Genomic DNA, 16,794 nt, shown 5'->3' with positions numbered 1-16,794 from the left:
CGCGATGCCGCCGACCGGCGTGCCCTTCACTCCGGCATCTCTGCGACGACCCTTCCGTCCGCGACGAACCTCGCCGAAGTGAGGCGGGTCGACGGCGATTGCCGCCAGTCCTGCTCGTCCTCCCTGAGATCCATAACGAACCTCAAATGAATCCGCGCCGTCGGCTCGACGTGCGGCACCAGGCCTGGCGATTGGGCCTTCATCCGAGCCGCCGCCGCCGCGGTGAGCTCCTCCTGCCGAAGCGCGTAGACCCAGGTCATGGCCTTGCGGCTTCCCGAGCCGTAATAAGTCCAGGCGCTCGTGCCGCCCTGGAGCCACGACGTCTCCAGACTGAGGATTTCCTTCGTCTCTCGGTACGACATGCCAGGCTTTAGCCTGGCGACGCGGGCCGGGACGCCACGAAGAACAAACCGGGGAGGAATCCCGTCTCGAAACTCCACCCACGCGAAGAGGCCGAGGGCCGCCGACGCGACGAGGATCATGATACGGCGAAGGGTCAAGCGGATGCGCATAAGCGGTCCTCCCATGACCGGGGAGAGGTAGTCTAGCCGCTCGCGAAGCGCGAGATCAAGTCCGAGCGCCGAGCGGATGACATTCCGGTCGGCGTTGGGCCGGGTGGCCTGCTTGCACGCTCCGCAAGAACCTTGGTCCTGGGCGGCGGTCTCGAAGAATCCCTCAGAGAGGGCGCGGGAATTTAGGCGGCCTCGGTGCTTTGGTTTTTCTTGGTGAGACGACGGAGCATCAGGTGGATCATCGACACGTGAATCGTTGCGTCGTCTGTTTGGTTCCGGTGTTCGTAATGTTTGCTCAGATAATAGCAGAGAACACTTGATGCTTGGGCTTTGGGGTGTCCGCGTCAGAGGCGATCAGGTGGCCGTGGTCAGTGTACAATCCTACGAATTGGCGGATTCGTCAAGCCACGATGGGCGAACTTGATAACGAGATCCGTGAGCGCCCCGATCTCCGAGGTCGCGACCGAAACGGTCGATCGAGGCGGGGTCGGACGTGCCCAAACAACTAGTGGAGCGGTTGGCGGTAGTCCGGGTGGCTCAGGAGTAAGCGATGGGTTGGAATCACGTAATCGCCTGGTCCTGAACTTCACGACTTAACTGTTGATCCGTGGTCCCCGACTCCTCGAAAACTGGGGAGCCGGGGATTACCCTTTGCCGTTTGATCTTCCCCCCGAATCTTCTTCTCCAATCCCTCATTCGCTGGTCCGTACTCTCGCTCGAAGGGCAAGCGGTCTGGCAAGGACGACTTCACGCGCAATGGCTCGCCGCCCGCTGGAGCATTCGCAGGAGGCGATGACACTTTTCCCCCATGGGGGACTCCGTCTTATTGGGTTTTGGCTTTCTCTGCGACCAGGCTCTCCTGCGCTGCGGTCGGGAAGGTTGCCGGGATCGGGAGGGTGACCTTGCCGGTCGCTGCCCACTCGGCGCCTCGGACGAGAACGGTCTGGAACCCGATGCAACGGACCGCGACGGTCTCATCGTTCATGGTGTGCCCCATGACGGTTGTGAGCGTGCGTCCTTTGCCGTAGGGGATCACCCAGATCATCGGCTCGTTGGTTCCGCTTCCGTTGTAGTCCTTGGAAGCGAAGGCGGTTGCGAGGATCTCCATGTTTTCGGCGGGTCCGCGCTGGCCCTGGTAGAGCTCGTCCTTGGCGTGGAGCCATTCGGCCGGCATCCCTTGGGTTACCGGGTGTGACGACTCACGGATCGCGACCTTGAAGCGGTGCTGCGGCCCGTGCCCGGCTCCCAGCCCTTCTCCCTTGGGGGTCCGGACGACTTTGCCGTCGTCGTCGATCGTGACCCGGTCGCCAAACTTGTTGTCGCGCCAGCCCAGGCCGATCATCTTGTTGTATTCCGGCCAGCCCTCGAACGCGTTGTTCGCCGCGTGGACGTTGACCAGGCCGCCGCCCTCCGCCACATAGGCCTCGAGCGCCTTCTCAACCCGGGAGGGCCAGCGCTCGCCGTTGTAATTGTTCACTACTGCATCATATTTGGAAAACTCGGGGGAGAACTGATCCCACTGAGCGGCCTTGGACCCCTTGGGGGGCGAGGTTGCGACATCGACCGTGAATCGCCCGGTCTGCTCCAGCGCTTCCCGCAAAATGGGCGTCATGGACACCCAGTTATGGTTGTTCTGGCCGTCGAGGATCAGGATCCGGACCTTGTCCTTATCATCGCCGAGGGCCGGCAGGCCCACCGCCAGAGTTGCCAGGAACCCGAAGAGTAGGCCTCGCCTTGGAATCGTCATGTGCGTCGTCTCCCGTTCGCTCTGCCCCGCCGGCCGCCCAACCGAGGCGGTACGCCGGCAGGGCGTTTCCGGTCCCAAGATACTCGGCTCGGTCCGTTCCACAACGGTGGACCCGACCCTTTGACCTGGATTCGCCGATGGCCTCTGCTCAACCGGCCGGTTTCACCGGATCGCCCCAGACTTGGATCGAGTCGAACTGGCCGGTGTCGTCGAACGAGCCGATGCCGATGCTGCCGTGGTTGAACGTCTTATCGTGGGCCGTCATCGCAGGGGTCGTCATGTCTTCGAAATAGACCTGAATCAGGCCGTCCGCAACCTTGCGAACTACGCGAACGTGATGCCAGCCGTCGGTCCAGGGCGTTCCCTTGGTCCGCGTCTTGGCGATCGAGACTCGCGGCTTGCCGTCGACGAGAAAGATGCTGTTGGCGTGCTCATCCGCCGCCTTGCCGAGGTGAACGTAGTAGAAGTGGCTCGGGTCTTGCCAGCCGAACACGAAGCAGAGATCCCTGTGGCCGTAGTCGCGGCCGGTGGAGTGGACCTCGAGGTCCAGGACGAGGTCTCCCACATCCACTTTCTTGGCCAGCGCGATGTTGAACGGCGAGCGGACCGGCGGCTCATACTTACTGGCGCGATGCTGATCGAGAACCCGGTTGGTGCCCTGGCGGGTGATCTGCCAGGCCTTGGGATCGGTCGGCTCCCAATCGTCGCCTAGGTCGTCCCGCTCGAAATCGTCCTTCAAAACAAGAGGAAGCTCCCCCGCCACCTTGGGCTTGGGCGCAAACGGCAAGGGGGCCGCCCCCATGGTGAGCGCCGAAACCAGAAGCAGGAAGAGGAAGGGTTTGCGGCAATGGGAGATCGTCTGAGGTTTGGGCACGAGAATTCTCCGCAGTGGATCGTCGATGGGAAGAGCAGGATCGCGCGGGACTGGGACTGAGAAGTCTCCTGTCTTCGCAACCGGCGTGATTCCTTGACCATGACTCGCCGTAGGCGCAGCCAGCATCGCTCACCAAACGATAAGCCAACGGGATTCTCGATTCCACTGCGATTCCGGGAATGCGGGCCGCCTGACCCGACGAAGCCGCGGCCCCGGCTTCGATGGCTCCTCGGCGCTCAGGTCGAGCGAAACAAGGGGAGGGGATCGAACCGACCGGCGAGGACGTCGGCCGAGGGGAGTTTGAGCCAGTCCTGGAGAATCGAGGCGTAGATCCGGCGGAAGTCGATGGTCGTTTTGAGGTCGTCCCTGGCGAGGTCGACGAGGTTGGGCGCTGGGCCGATCAAGCCGGCCTGGACGTGCTGACCGACGAGGAAGACCGGACCGGCCGTGCCGTGGTCGGTGCCGCTCGAACCGTTCTCGGCCACGGTGCGGCCAAACTCGCTGAAACAGAGGACCGCCACGCGATCCGCGAGCCCCGAGTGTGCAAGGTCGGTCTGGAACTCCTCGAGTGCGCCGGACAACTCGAACAGGAGGTTGGCATGGGTTTGAAGCTGATCGGCATGAGTGTCGTAGCTCCCTTGCCGGGTGTAGTAGACTCGAGCGCGCGAGCCGGATTTCAAGAGTCGGGCGATCAGAGACAGGCGGCCTCGAAGGTTACCAGCCGGTTCACTTGCGGCGGATCGATCTGCCCGGGTCAAGGCGGCCACTCGATCGGCGGCGGCATAGGCGTCGAGCGTCGTCCGGCGTACGAAGGCGGCCAGGTCGTTCGACGTTGCTCCCGCTCCGAGCGTTCGCCGTGCCCCTGAAGGACCCGCCAAGAGGAGGTCGTCGAGACGGTCGAGCGTCGATGGGATGTGACGGCGTCCGGTCAAGGCGGCTGCGGGTGGGTCGCCTCCCACGAAGTAGGAAGCGGCCTTGTCACCGGCGGCGAGCCGGGCGTCGAGGACGCGGCCGAGCCAGCCTGGACCGCCTTGTTCTTCAGGGTCGGGCCGGGCGGTGTGCCAGATTTCCATGCTCCGGAAGTGGGATCGGCTTGGGTTCGGGTAGCCAACCCCTTGTACAATCGCCAGTTCCCCGCGTTCCAGTAGCCTGCTCGCCGCTTTGAGGCTTGGGTGGAGGCCAACCGAGTCACTGACCTTCAGCAGCGCCTTCGTCGGGAGGCAAAGGGCCGACCGGTACTTGCCGTATCCTTCGTCTTGGAACGGCACGATTGTGTTGACGCCATCGTTGCCCCCTTCGAGCTCGATGATGACCAGAACCCGACCCTCTTCGGGCGACGAGGGGGCGTTGGCGCGAGCGGTCGCTGCGAGGAAACCAGGGACGGTTGGTGCCAGCGCAAAGAGTGAGGCGTCTCGTAGCGATGTCTTGAAGAGGTCACGACGTGAGAGCGGCATGTGACGATTCCTCTCTTCTCTTCCGCGATTTGAGATCAGGCGACCTGAGCTTCGGGTGACGACAGGATGAGCGCGACCGCCCGCCTCGCGGATTCCGCGATCGAACCTGAGCCCTCTCCGGCGGTCGCCGCGATCGGTTTCCGCCAGGCCGGTCCCGGGTCGTACCCAAGGAGTAATTCGGTGAGCGTCTCGATCACGCGGTCGAGGCTCGCCGTTTGGTCGATGTCTTGACCGGTCGCGCGGAGGATGTCGGGGGGCTCGTGGAGCCCGAACTCGCGCCCAGCCATGAGCGTCGTCGCGAAGTTCGCCCGTGCAATCAGAGCCCGCGAGGAGAGCCACGAACGGCCCCCCGGCCACCCGCCGACGTTTGCCGGGTAGAACAGGTCCTGGCCGACTTGCGTGATCCAGGACGCCAATCGCAGGGTGCGGGGAGGTGGGGCAAACATTTGCAAGGCGCGGACCGCGCCGAGGACGAACCCAACGGGGTCGACGACTCTCGAACCCAGATTCCTCGACGAGAAGAAGGCCCGCGACCGGAGCACGGTCGCGGCTCCCCATTCGATGTTTAAGTGATGAGTGCGCAGGCCATTTGCCAGTTCATTCACATCCTCTGGACCAAGAATGTCCTCCCCTATGAACAGATCACTGAGGCGGCCGGCAAGCCGTTGCGCGGTGGCTGGGTGATCGAGGAGGATCGAAACGAGGTCGGCGCCTCGCCAGGGCCCGGACTTCCCCAGGATTGTTTTCTCGCCGGCATCGTGGACGAGTTGGTTCTCGACGAAGGCGCCTTCGAGTAGGGTCCAACCTGTGAGGGCCCGGGCGGCCTCCTTGACGTCCGTCTCGTGGAAGTGGCCGATCCCGAGCGTGAAGAGCTCCAGCAACTCACGCGCCAGGTTTTCATTGGGATGCCCCTTGCGATTGGCCGGGGCGTCGAGCCAGATAAGGAGTGCGGGGTCGCGGACTGCGGCGTTGACGAGGTCTCCGAATGGCGCACGGGCGTGGCGTCGGAAGAGGTCGTTCTGACGCCGCATTGCGCCGAGGTCGTCGACTTTTCGGTTGCTGGTGGCGAAGTGGTTGTGCCAGGCCAAGGTCAGCCGCTCCCCCAACGGGTCGGGGCTGGCTAGCATCCGGAACACCCACCAGGCTTTCAATCGCTCCGGGTCGCGTGAGTCGACGGCGGCGTCGCCGAGCCGTGCTGCGATCCGTTCGAAATCGGAGTCGAGACCGATCGGTCCTTGACCCTGGAGGAAGCGATCCACGCTCGCTTCGGGACCTTCTTGGAGGTCGCGTTCGATCTCCTCGCGAGTTGCTGCGAACCCAACGCTGCGATGGAGATGGACGATGCGGCGACGGTTCCAGGGCTGCTCGGGCCCAGGGCTGTAAGGAGCCCAGGGGGGCCCCGCGTCGGCGCTGGGTGTCAAGGGGACTCGCATGCGAGAGGCCCTTAGAATTGAGGTTATTTATTCGTGATGATGCTCACGTCGCCCAGGTCTTTGGTCTCGCCGCGAGTGATGACGGCGTTGATTGGGGTCTCTCTCAGTTCGGATCCCTTCCAGAGTTGGAAGCGATAGCTTTGCCCGGGGATGAGCCCTTCGGCCCGGAATCGGCCTTCCTTGTCGGTTTTGACCGGTGCCGGGAGCGATCCCGTCTTGTGGGTCGGGTCGTCGTATGAGACGAAGCAACTCATTTCGGCTTCGGCCAGCGGCAATCCGCCGGCATCGACGAGCCGGCCGGTCACGGTTCCGCTCGGCTCGAGCTGGACGACGATCGGTCCGGTCTCGTCAGGGCCGATCACGCGAGCGCCGGCGAGCTTCTTCTCCTCGTGGTAGAAGAGGATCAGCCGCGACTGCCCGCTGCCGAGAGCACGGGCCTCGAAGTTGGCGGATGGCAACGGCTTTGCCGACCACCTTCGGAATTGATCTTCCGTCCCTTCGAGCCGTGCTCCAACCAGTGGCGCACCGTCAGGGCCGACGATGGTTCCCTTGACCGTCCTTCCGGGATCGAGCGGGATCTCGCAGGTGATGGACTCGTCACCTTCGCCTGGATTGATCGCGACGATGGTGTGGTAGTTCGTCGGAATGAGGTGGCTTGGTCTCGCTCTGATGATTTCGCCACCGTCGTTTTTGAGCTTCAGTTCCTCGAGTTTCTCGAGGCCGCTGCCCAGTCGATAAGAATCCTTCCATGCTCTGGCTCCGATGATACCTTGTCCGGGCATGACGATGAGCTTGAAGGTTCCGTCTGCGTCCGTCTGGTTGGCCGGGGTCGCGTAGATGGTGTCGTATTGCGGGTACTTCTTCAGATAGGGGTTGTCATCCATGATGTAGTAGGCAATGCCGGCATGAACGCCCTTGCCGGTCGACGTGTCCACAACCTTCCCGTGTACCCAGACTCCGCGCTTGAGTTGGAAGTCGCGTCGGATCGGCTTGCTCCCGTCTTCCTTTCCTATCGATTTGGCTGCGGCCAGGTACGGAGGACCGTCGTCGATGGAGGCGAGCAATTTTTGGCTGTCGTTGAACCTGGTTTTTGGGGCGATGCCCGAGAGTCGGTACTGCCCTTGTTCGTCGGTGGCTGTCCAGAGCGAACGGAGCTGGTGGTCTCCGATGAGTTCGGCGGTTTCCACCATGACGCCGGCCAACGGCTTGCCGCTGTCCTGGTCGGTGACCGTCCCGATGGCCTCAATGCCTGGATCGGCGACGAAATCGAAATTCTCGCCATGGTAGACGATGAGTGGGGTTCTGGCGTCCTGGTGTTCGAAGGCGGGGAACTTGAGTACCGGCATCCTTCGCGTCGCGGCATAGGTGAATCCGGTTTTGATTCCCGGGCCGCTGATGAGCAGCGAGGCAATCCGCTCGCGACCGATTCCCTTGAGCGTGAACCGGCCTGAGTCGTCGGTCAGGACGGCCGGGAAAAGGGAGGGAATCTCGGTCGTCATCCAGCTCAGGAGGGTCTCGTATTGGACGGGGAGGGCCGCCTTCCTCGTTTTCACTGTCTCGATCCATTCGTCGAGCTTGCCGCTGGGATGTTGGAGCAGGCCGACGAGTTGGATCGATGCGCCGACGACGGGTTGGCCCTGAATGTCGAGAATACGGCCGTGGATGGGGACGTCGTCTTTCACCAGGTTCAAGGGCTTGCCGGCCACCGCTTCGGGCAATGCCACGAACGCGGGGCCGTACCCGTCGGCCATTGCCACGATCGACTCATTGTGGGCATTACCCGGCTTGGCGGCTTTGGGGATCGTGAACGAGCCGTCTTCGCGCGTCGTTCCGACGGGGGAGGGGGGCGTCGGCCTGGGCCGGCGTGCGAACGTCGACGAGTGGTAGACCTTGGCTCCGGCAAACGGCTTGCCGTCGAGGCCGAAGACCCGGGCGGTCTCACCTGGCCTGTCGTTCGGTTCGGCCGGCGCGGGCTTCGTCGTCGTAATGTCGGCGATCCGGGGCGCATCGGCCTGGCTGGTCGCCGGGCGGAGAGTGACCAGTGAAAGCCCGAGTACGCTGAGTGCCATGCCGCCGCGAACGGCCAGGCGCCACCACGTCGGGCAGGTGGGTTCGATCCGTAAGCTTCGATCCAGGAGCATGACAATCCTCCACTTGATCTGGGACGGTCGCTCGAACAAGGCCAGGCTCCCCCCCGCCGCGAACCGGGGCCCATCGGAAGCTTGCTTGGACCAGGAGAGCAGTACCTCCGCATAATTCTCCCGCCCTTCGAGGGCCGCTGCCGACGCGTCGGCCAGCGCCTCCTGGTCATCGCGGATCCGGCGGCGGAGCCACCAGTACGCGGGATGGGCGTAGAGGATCGGTAGCAAGAGCCGCAGGAGCGCGAGCAGCCAGAGATCTCGATTGCGGATATGAGCCCATTCGTGAGTGAGCACTGCCTCGAGCCGGTTCTCCGGCGCGTCTTCACTGAATCGCTCGGGAAGCAGGATCGCCGGACGCAGGATCCCCGCCGCCACCGGCTGACGCAGGGCCGTGCAGACCAGGAGCTTCGGGACCCTGTGATCGGGACCCACCACCTGGGCGAGCAAGGCCGTCGACCAGGCTGGTGCCGCCCGAGCCTGCCGCCGAAGCCTGGCCGTTTGCCATGAGCCGAGGACCAGCCAGCCTACCATCAACCCGCCGCCGGCCAGGAAAGCGCGACAGACGAGCCAGGGCCAGGATCGAATGGGTCTGGCCTGTGGGACCATCTCAGGCGAGCGCATCGGGGGGGCTGGTTTGGCAAGACGATCCCTCTGCGGTTTCCCCGATGTCGTGAGCGCTTCGCTGCGAGGCATGGCCGAGTTCGGCTCTTCCTCTCGGGGAAAGGGAGGTTCCGCCGAAACCGTCTCGGTGGGGACGTGTCGTGGTTGCACCGGCGACAGTGGAGAAGGAAGCCCCGTCCTGGGCCACGAGGGAACTGCGCCTAGGACCAGCAAAGTGACAAGTCCGCCCAGGACGGACCAGGAGACCGTCAGACGCCGGGCCGGTTGCCTGAGTGCGGCCAGGACTACGACAGCTGCCAGGAGGATGAACGTCGCGAGGACGTAGTAGTCCGCGAGCCAGAACCAGAAGGAATCCCACGCCGGTCTCATCATGTGCTGGCCCCTTTCTCATCCCGTGCCTGGGCAGCCTTCTTCGCCTCGGCAATCATCTTCTCCAATTCCTCCAACTCGGCGACGCTCGACTGGCGCGATTGGAGGGCGCGGGCGACGTACTCGCCCACTGCTCCGTCGAAGACACGGTCGAGGAACCCACCGGCCAGCTTCCGAAAGACGCTGTCTCGCCGGACCTTGGCGTAATAGGTGTAGGCCTTGCCGGCCGACTCATGCCCCACGAGCCCTTTTTGCTCCATGGTCTGGAGCAGGCTGAGCGCTGTGGTGTAGGCCAGTTCACTCTCGCGTGGCTTCAATTCCTGGTAAATCTCGCGCACGGTCGCGCGTTTTCGCTTCCAGAGAACCTTCAGCGCTTCGAGCTCGCGTGAGGTCGGAACAAGATCAGCCATGGCGAATCCCTACGGGAAGAGACGTAGATACTGGCGGTATCGTACCGCTTGGCCCGTAGATGTCAACGTTTCGATCTGCGTATTTTTTCCTGGTCCGACAGTGAGGCTAAAGGACGTGAAGATGCCGATGTTCGGGGAGATTGGAAGAGAGGAGGGCAAACAATGGCGGCCAAGCCGTCTATCAAAATATATGGCAAATCATGCAATTAATTTAATAATTGCTTGCAGTGTTGTTGTTGTAGTGTGTTGCCGAAGCCAGCGTGCTTGTCTGCAATCTCACGCTCGCCCTCCAAAAGAGAAGCGAGCGTGATGTTTCGGCCATGCGTTGAGGATTTCAGTAAGAGTCGGACGAGATGACCTCGCTGCCGCCGATCGACCCCAGCGCCCTCCAGGTTTGCCAGGCGATCGAGTTTTTGATGAAATGCACGCTGCCGTCGCCGAACAGCACGTTGACTCCGCCCGAGTGATAGCTCCGCGAGGTGACTGCGGAGTAGGTCGGGCCGCCATCGTCTTCGTCTTCCGAGACCAGGTCGGAGTCCTGGGGGGTCGGCGTGCCGGTGAGGACCTTGGTGTTTGGCGGAAGCGAGGTGGTGAACCCATCGTAGAAGGTATTGCCGTTGCACCATCGCGTGTGCCCGGCGGCGGCCTTGCACTGCGAAGGGGCTGAGACCACGGCGGCGATCACGTCGGTGGGGTTGGGAAGCGCCGACGGAGAGGCCAGGCCAGCGGGCACCGTGCCGGGGCAGTCGTGGTAGGCCTGGACGTAGGCCTTGACCTCGGCACCGAGTACCGACTGGCTCAGGCCGTCGGTGAACGCCGCGAACGTGCGGCTCATGTTCGGACCGAAAGCCGATCGGTTCGCCGGGGCCCCGGCCCCGCCGAAGACGTACCAATCCCCTTCGCACCAGCCATAGTTCGAGATTCCAAAGGTTGTCGTCACCCCTACGGTATTCGTGCTCTGGAACGGCTGAAAGTTCACCTCGCTCGGGCAGATCAGGTTGTTCAAGGACGTGCCGACGGCGGTCAAATTCGGTGGATCGGTGACTTTCAACGTGAAGTTGATCGAGTTGTAGAGCGCTCCCTGCTCCAGAAAGGGAGCGATTCGCGAGGTGACCCCCCAGATGGACTTCCAACCCACGGCCGTGCCTGTGAACGACAGGACCTGCTGGGGAGGCAACACCCCATTAGTGGATTCATAGTTGTGCATTGCCAACCCGAGTTGCTTGAAGTTGTTGACGCATTGCATGCGGCGAGCCGCTTCGCGGGCGGCCTGCACGGCCGGCAGCAAAAGGGCGATCAGCACTGCAATGATGGCGATGACCACCAGGAGTTCGATAAGCGTGAAGCCGCGACGGACTTGTGTGTTGGTCATGAGAACGCCCCCGTAAATCGACCGAAATGGCAAAAGAGATCAATGCGCAAGGGAATGTCGTTTCAAAGACCATCGGGAGACGCTCGAGCCGGGCGGTCGACGCGATCGATCGCGCAAGGGTGAGGGGGGCGCGATTTCCAAGGGGCGATCCTCGAGGGCTCAATGCCCCTCAGAGTCTCTCTCTCAGCGAGCGTGCCGCCTCGTCACGGTCGGTTTTCGAACGAGCGTTCGCGATGGTTCGAGACGCCGAGAGCTGGTGTTTGCACCAGGAACTCTCGATTCTCCGCATGGGGGGAGGAGGTCCGGCGGCCGTTTCGCGACGCCGGGCGGACTCTGACGGAGGAGATGGACGCGGGGCGGTCAGCCATCGTGAGAACCGAACGGAGAGAAAACTCCCCGCGCATGATTCTCCGACACCGATGCCCTGGCTATTGGGGTGGGGGGGGCAAGCACGCCGACAAGAACCTGCCCTTTATGACGGAACGACGATCCGGACTGGCGGGACCAAGGCCAAGCCGAATCAAACGGGAACACTGATATTGAGATTCATTCTCGACAAAGGAGCATAGCCAGGGAATCGCGTGCGGATCAAGGGGGGCCTGGTTAAAAAGTGGGATCGTGGGTTGTCGATGCTGGTTGGCTGGCCTGGGCCGAACTCGGGGAATTTCGGCCAGGGTGTGGGTGGAAGGGAAGGTGGCTCGTTGCTCGCCCGTCTTTTTTGGGGGGACCGATCGTCGTCACCGGAGCGATGGTAGGGAAGCGCGCGGAAAAAAAAGAGGCAGAGGGCGATCGAGGATTGGCTCGATCGCCCCGCTGGGGAACAGGCCCTTTTCCATGTCAAAGGCAAGGCCGGAGGGCGATTCGATTAGCCCTTCGGCTGGGCGTAGGCCAGGGCGAGCAGGGCATAGGCGGTGACGAGGTTCGGGTCCCCTTCCATGAAGCTGTCGGCCGGGTTGGTCCAGCTTCCATTGGCCTCCTGGCGTTTGGCCAGCGCGGCGGTCAGCTCGGCTCGCCAGTCGTGGCTCTTGCCCGAGCCGTCGACGACGGTCGGCTTGCCGAGCAGGGCCATCGTCTTGGCGAAGGTCTGGTAGTAGTAGAAGAGGCCCTTCTGGCCGAGTCCCGGGTTTTCGTCCAGGCTGTAATGCTTGGTGATGTAGGCGTTGGCCGCCTTGACGCGCGGATCGTCGGCGGTGAGGCCGGCGTAGATCATGCTCTTGAGGCCGGCGTAGGTCATTGCCGAATAGGAGCGGAGGCCCCCGTTTTCGGTGTTGCCGGCGACGCTCGACCCGCCGTTGGCGGCCGTGTAGATGAACCCACCGTCGTTGACCTTGTCAGCCCACGGCTGGTCATTGAACTCGCTTTTGAGGTTTTGGCAGCGCGAGACGAAAATGAGGGCCCGCTGGAGCGCAGGGTCATCGGCGGGCAGCCCCGTGTCGTGGAGCGCTTCCATCATGAAGGCCGTGTTCGAGAGGTCGGGTCGGTTATTCTTGCCGCCGTAGCCCGCCCCGCCGTAGAAGGCGTCGTCCGGCCCTTTCCCTTCCGACGCGTCCCACTGCATCGCCTTGAGGAACTCTTGCCCCCCCTTGATGATCGCGTCGTACCGCCCCCCTTGATTCGCCTCTTGAAAGGCCATGATCGCGATCGAGGTCGAATAGTTCGAGTGGGCGGCTTCGGAGAGTCCCCCCTTGGGGCCGAGGAACCCTTCCAGGAATGTGAGGGCCTTGGTGATCACCGGCTCGGCCGGGGTCACCCGCTTTGTGCGGAGCAAGGCCGATACGACCAGCGCCGTGATTCCGGGCTCCTTGCGATCGCCCGACCAACTTCCATTTTCCGCCTGACGCGGTCGCAGGAAGTCGATCCCCTTGGCCGTCAGGTCGGCTGCGGTTGCCCCTTCAGCCGCAAGGCTCACGATCGGTCGGGAAGCCAAGGCCATGAGTCCGAAGGCCTGGACGCCGTGGATGAGGCACTCTCGGCGGGACAAGGGATGGGACAAGGGCAGGGGCATCGCGAACAGTCCTTTCTGATCCGGGGACGTGACCCAAAGATAGCCGGGTGCGAAGGATGACGATCCTGGCCAGGCGACCCATCAAAGGCAAACTTGGCCGGCGCTCGCTCGAGACCCTCTCGACAACAAAAAATACCAAAGCAAATGCCGTTCCACGATCCGCGTATGATCGTATCTCTTTTTTACCGAACCGATTGCGACGAAGCAACGGACGACGAGTTGGTTCCCCGTGTGGCGATTCTTTCGCCGCACGCGGCGAAAATTTCATCGCCTTGGAGTTCCCTCGTCTTTCTCCAGGGGGCCTCCCTTGCGGATCGTGCCTTCCCAACGCTCTGATGGAATGAGCGATCTCGGATCTTCTTTACTGATAAGCGAGTGAAAACCGCCCAAGGCGATGCTGGGAAGGCAAGTCTGACTCGACGTGGGGTGTCAACGTCCTTATGCGATGGTCGCTGCGCAACCAGATTCTGATCCCGCTCGTCGCGATCCAAGGGATTGCGGTGGCTGCGATCACGCTCTCCACGGCTCGGCTTGCCACGAGCCGGGTCGAACACCAGGTGATCGACCGTCTCAATGGCGTGATCGACACGCTTGGGCATGCGAACTTCCCCTATACTGCGGGGGTGCTCGCCAAGATGCGCGGACTCTCCGGAGCCCACTTCGTCGCCTACGACGAGGAGGGCCGGATGACCGAAACCAGCTTCTCCGACCCTGCCGTTCTCCCGACCCCGCTCGATACGGTGTTGACGGTGGCGCACCTCGACTCCCTGGGAGAGTCGCCCACGGTCTCCCTCGGGGGCACCCGCTATTTTGCGACCCGGATTCGCCCGTCGAGTCGTCCGCAGGGGCGCTCGCTTCTCGTGCTCTATCCCGAGACGGTCTGGAGGCAGGCGCGGTGGGACGCGGCCTGGCCGCCGCTCATGCTTGGGGTCGGGTCGCTTGGCCTGTTGGCCGCCGTTACGAGTTGGGTCGCCCACCGGATCAGCGGTCGGATCCGCCGCTTGGAGCAGCAGGTCGCCTTCATCGCCGGAGGAGACTTCCGCGAGGTTGACCTCGGACGCGGGCAGGACGAGGTGCGGGACCTTTCTCGTTCAATCAATCGGATGTGTGTTCAACTGAGGGAAATGCGCCAGACGATCCAGCAATCGGAGCGGACCCGGATCCTGGCCCAGCTTGCCGCCGGCCTGGCCCACCAACTCAGGAACTCGCTCACCGGGGCCCGGATGAGTATTCAGCTCCATGCGCGGCGGTATCCCGGGCCGGAAGGGGATCGGAGCCTCGACGTCGCCTTGCGGCAATTGGCGATGACCGAGGAGCACGTTAAGGGCCTGCTTTCCCTCGGCCGGGTCGAGCGGCGAGCCCCGGCCGATTTCGAGGTGGACCGGCTGCTCGACGATGTCGCCTTGCTGGTCGAGCCTTCGTGTCAACATGCCAAGGTCTTGCTCGAGCGCAGGCGAAGCGGAATGCCGATCGAGCTCTGCGCGGACGAGTCGGGGGTCCGGGGGGCCGTGCTGAACCTGGTACTCAACGCGATCGAGGCCGCCGGGCCCGGAGGGCGCATTTGCCTCGAAGCTGTGCCGGAAGGGGATCTCGTGGCCATTGTGGTCAGCGACTCGGGCGAAGGACCCCCTGTGGAACTGGCCGAACACCTGTGTGAGCCGTTCATCACGAGCAAGCCCGAGGGGGTCGGATTGGGACTCGCCTTGGCAAACCAGGTGGCCCTCGAGCATGGTGGGCGGCTATCCTGGACGTGTGCGGACGGAGTCACCCATTTTTCGTTGGTAATACCCCGAACTGTCCCGTCCGTTGAGGGCGCCTCATGGGCCGTATCCTGATCGTCGATGACGAGGCAAGCATCTGCTGGGCGTTCCGCGAGTTCCTCACCGACGAGGGGCACGAGGTCGAGATCGCTGCGTCGGCCGAGGAAGGTTTGCGGCTGGCCAATGGCGGGGGCCTCGACGCGGTCGTGCTCGACGTCCGCTTGCCCGGCATGGACGGCCTGACCGCCATGACTCGGTTTCGCGAGCGGATCGGCGCCACGCCCATCATCGTGATCACGGCCTTCGGTAACCTCGATACCGCCGTCCGCGCCATCGAAGGGGGGGCCTACGACTACCTGGTCAAGCCGTTCGACCTCGATCAGGCCGGGGCCGTGATCAAACGAGCCCTGGAGAAGGGGACCCCTTCGAAAATCCGCCGGTCCGAGCCTGAGCCGCAGCCCGGTCCGGAGACGCTCATCGGCGCTTCGCCCGCCATGCAGGATCTCTTCAAGAGCATCGCCCTGGTGGCCCCGACGGATGTGCCCGTGCTGATCACGGGGGAGAGCGGGACCGGCAAGGAACTGGTCGCCCGCGCGATTCACCGCCACAGCAGTCGGCACGCCGGCCCCTTCCTGCCCGTCTGCCTGGCCGCGCTCAGCCCGAACCTTGTGGAGCGCGAACTCTTCGGCCACGTCCGCGGCTCGTTCACCGGAGCAGTGCAGGATCAGAAAGGCCTGCTCGAACTCGCCCACGGCGGCACGGTCCTCCTCGACGAGGTGGGCGATATTCCGACCTTGCTCCAGGTCAAGCTCCTCCGCGCGATCGAGCACCGCGAAGTGACGCCGGTCGGCGACGCGAAGCCAAGGGCGACCAACATCCGGGTCGTCGCCGCGACCAACCGACCCCTGGCCGAGTTGATGGCGACCGGCCAGTTTCGGGACGACCTCTTCTTTCGCCTGAGCGTGTTCCCGATCCATTTGCCCCCGCTTCGCGACCGACCCGACGACATTCCCGTCCTGGCCGAGCATTTTTTGAAGCAGTCGCGGCTGCCGGACGGGACCGACGGCCATCTCTCGAGAGAGGTCCTCGCGGAACTCCGTTCCCGCCCCTGGCCCGGCAACGTCCGCGAACTCAGGAACGCCATCGAGCACGCGGCCATCGTGGCCCGAGGCCGCTCGATCCGGGTCGAACACCTTCCAACCAGCCATCCGAGCGCAACAATCGCCCGGCCGCCGATCGGTCGCGAGATTCAGGAGCAGGCCACGCTCTGGGCCCATCAGGAGGCCCAATCGACCACCGGCGACGAGACCCCGCTCTACGAACGGTTCCTCACACTGGTCGAACCCCCCTTGCTGCGCGTCGTGCTCGAACGCTGCCAGGGGAACCGGGCGGCTGCCGCCCAGATGCTCGGGATGCACCGAGCCACCCTCCGCCAGCGTCTGCGGAAGTACGGCGTCGAGTAGAATCGAGAATCACCGCGAAATCCCAACGCCGTGACGCACCCAATCGTGCCACGGTGGAAACTGCACGCCGCCGGGGAGTGGTCCCACAACCGACCTGACACAGGACGGAGTGTCTCCCCGGCGGACGTGTACCTTTACGCCAAACGACGTGATCGGGTTGGGAAAGGAACAGGCTTCTCGTCGGCCCTGGCCGAAGCCGTGTCAACCGTCGAGCACCTCACCGTCGTGGCTCGTCGCGAGAAGCCACTGCGCCAGGGGCGGCAGGTCACCACGTTGATGTTCCTTTCCACGGGGAATACCGACGGCCAAGAACAACCCGGTGGACCAAACCGGTTGACCTTGCTGTTTCGATGGAATTGAGACTCAGTCTCAATTGTGGGGCTAGTATGAGCGGGCCGCGCGGGGATGTCAAGAGTGTCTTGCGGAAATCGCAGAAACTTAATCGCGGAACACAGCGAAATAGAAAGAAAATGAGAAATTGAAAATATTTGGATGTTTTTGAATATCCGTAGCGTATTTGCTGAACAGCAGGCGAGAGTGATCTCTCGATCGACAAGGTGAGGAAGCCGTCGTCGTCTTGCTCTTGAGCTTCGCCCAGAACGCGGGAGAGGTCCTTTTTTGGAAGGATAAAGA

The 16,794-nt window shown here is 63.3% G+C and carries 11 protein-coding genes; 2 read left to right on the top strand and 9 right to left on the bottom strand.

Translation table 11 applies throughout. The features are described from left to right. Window positions 1–26: 26 nt before the first annotated feature. From SINAC_RS34825 to SINAC_RS34780, 9 genes are all read right to left on the bottom strand, one after another. A complete protein-coding gene (locus tag SINAC_RS34825) occupies window positions 27–512 on the bottom strand; it encodes a hypothetical protein (protein ID WP_015250232.1) in 486 nt (161 codons plus the stop codon). Between the two features lie 823 nt (window positions 513–1,335). After that, window positions 1,336–2,259 carry a ThuA domain-containing protein gene (locus tag SINAC_RS34820; protein WP_015250231.1) on the bottom strand — a complete coding sequence of 308 codons (924 nt, stop codon included), beginning with the start codon at window positions 2,257–2,259 and terminating at the stop codon, window positions 1,336–1,338. Window positions 2,260–2,407: 148 nt separating this feature from the next. Continuing rightward, on the bottom strand, window positions 2,408–3,133 hold the full coding sequence (locus tag SINAC_RS34815) for a hypothetical protein (RefSeq protein ID WP_015250230.1): 726 nt from the start codon (window positions 3,131–3,133) through the stop codon (window positions 2,408–2,410). Between the two features lie 236 nt (window positions 3,134–3,369). Then, the gene (locus SINAC_RS34810; RefSeq protein ID WP_015250229.1) at window positions 3,370–4,587 is read right to left on the bottom strand and encodes a DUF1501 domain-containing protein; all 1,218 of its coding nucleotides are present in this window, start codon (window positions 4,585–4,587) and stop codon (window positions 3,370–3,372) included. 35 nt (window positions 4,588–4,622) lie between these two features. After that, window positions 4,623–6,020, bottom strand: a complete 1,398-nt coding sequence (locus SINAC_RS34805) for a DUF1800 domain-containing protein (protein WP_015250228.1) — start codon at window positions 6,018–6,020, stop codon at window positions 4,623–4,625. Between the two features lie 23 nt (window positions 6,021–6,043). Next, window positions 6,044–9,154 carry a M56 family metallopeptidase gene (locus SINAC_RS34800; protein ID WP_015250227.1) on the bottom strand — a complete coding sequence of 1,037 codons (3,111 nt, stop codon included), beginning with the start codon at window positions 9,152–9,154 and terminating at the stop codon, window positions 6,044–6,046. Continuing rightward, on the bottom strand, window positions 9,151–9,561 hold the full coding sequence (locus tag SINAC_RS34795; RefSeq protein WP_015250226.1) for a BlaI/MecI/CopY family transcriptional regulator: 411 nt from the start codon (window positions 9,559–9,561) through the stop codon (window positions 9,151–9,153). The genes SINAC_RS34800 and SINAC_RS34795 overlap by 4 nt, the downstream gene beginning before the upstream one ends. Before the next feature lie 334 nt (window positions 9,562–9,895). Then, window positions 9,896–10,933, bottom strand: a complete 1,038-nt coding sequence (locus tag SINAC_RS34790; protein WP_015250225.1) for a DUF1559 domain-containing protein — start codon at window positions 10,931–10,933, stop codon at window positions 9,896–9,898. A gap of 865 nt (window positions 10,934–11,798) precedes the next feature. Next, a complete protein-coding gene (locus SINAC_RS34780; RefSeq protein WP_015250224.1) occupies window positions 11,799–12,938 on the bottom strand; it encodes a prenyltransferase/squalene oxidase repeat-containing protein in 1,140 nt (379 codons plus the stop codon). 440 nt (window positions 12,939–13,378) lie between these two features. Between SINAC_RS34780 and SINAC_RS34775 the strand changes: the two genes are divergently transcribed. Both SINAC_RS34775 and SINAC_RS34770 read left to right on the top strand, forming a co-directional pair. Then, the gene (locus SINAC_RS34775) at window positions 13,379–14,773 is read left to right on the top strand and encodes a sensor histidine kinase (RefSeq protein ID WP_015250223.1); all 1,395 of its coding nucleotides are present in this window, start codon (window positions 13,379–13,381) and stop codon (window positions 14,771–14,773) included. Further along, a complete protein-coding gene (locus SINAC_RS34770; protein WP_015250222.1) occupies window positions 14,758–16,161 on the top strand; it encodes a sigma-54-dependent transcriptional regulator in 1,404 nt (467 codons plus the stop codon). Before SINAC_RS34775 ends, SINAC_RS34770 begins: the two co-directional genes overlap by 16 nt. Window positions 16,162–16,794 lie beyond the last annotated feature (633 nt).

The organism is Singulisphaera acidiphila DSM 18658, assembly GCF_000242455.2.
Classification (GTDB): Bacteria; Planctomycetota; Planctomycetia; order Isosphaerales; family Isosphaeraceae; genus Singulisphaera; species Singulisphaera acidiphila.
Note: the sequence above shows the minus strand (reverse complement) of the source record. Positions and strands in the feature narration are given on the sequence as shown.

Bases quoted from the DNA above. Each gene is read 5' to 3' on its own strand.
- SINAC_RS34825 (WP_015250232.1), bottom strand. From the start codon at position 512: ATGCGCATCCGCTTGACCCTTCGCCGTATCATGATCCTCGTCGCGTCG.
- SINAC_RS34820 (WP_015250231.1), bottom strand. From the start codon at position 2,259: ATGACGATTCCAAGGCGAGGCCTACTCTTCGGGTTCCTGGCAACTCTG.
- SINAC_RS34810 (WP_015250229.1), bottom strand. From the start codon at position 4,587: ATGCCGCTCTCACGTCGTGACCTCTTCAAGACATCGCTACGAGACGCC.
- SINAC_RS34805 (WP_015250228.1), bottom strand. From the start codon at position 6,020: ATGCGAGTCCCCTTGACACCCAGCGCCGACGCGGGGCCCCCCTGGGCT.
- SINAC_RS34800 (WP_015250227.1), bottom strand. From the start codon at position 9,154: ATGATGAGACCGGCGTGGGATTCCTTCTGGTTCTGGCTCGCGGACTAC.
- SINAC_RS34795 (WP_015250226.1), bottom strand. From the start codon at position 9,561: ATGGCTGATCTTGTTCCGACCTCACGCGAGCTCGAAGCGCTGAAGGTT.
- SINAC_RS34790 (WP_015250225.1), bottom strand. From the start codon at position 10,933: ATGACCAACACACAAGTCCGTCGCGGCTTCACGCTTATCGAACTCCTG.
- SINAC_RS34780 (WP_015250224.1), bottom strand. From the start codon at position 12,938: ATGCCCCTGCCCTTGTCCCATCCCTTGTCCCGCCGAGAGTGCCTCATC.
- SINAC_RS34775 (WP_015250223.1), top strand. From the start codon at position 13,379: ATGCGATGGTCGCTGCGCAACCAGATTCTGATCCCGCTCGTCGCGATC.
- SINAC_RS34770 (WP_015250222.1), top strand. From the start codon at position 14,758: ATGGGCCGTATCCTGATCGTCGATGACGAGGCAAGCATCTGCTGGGCG.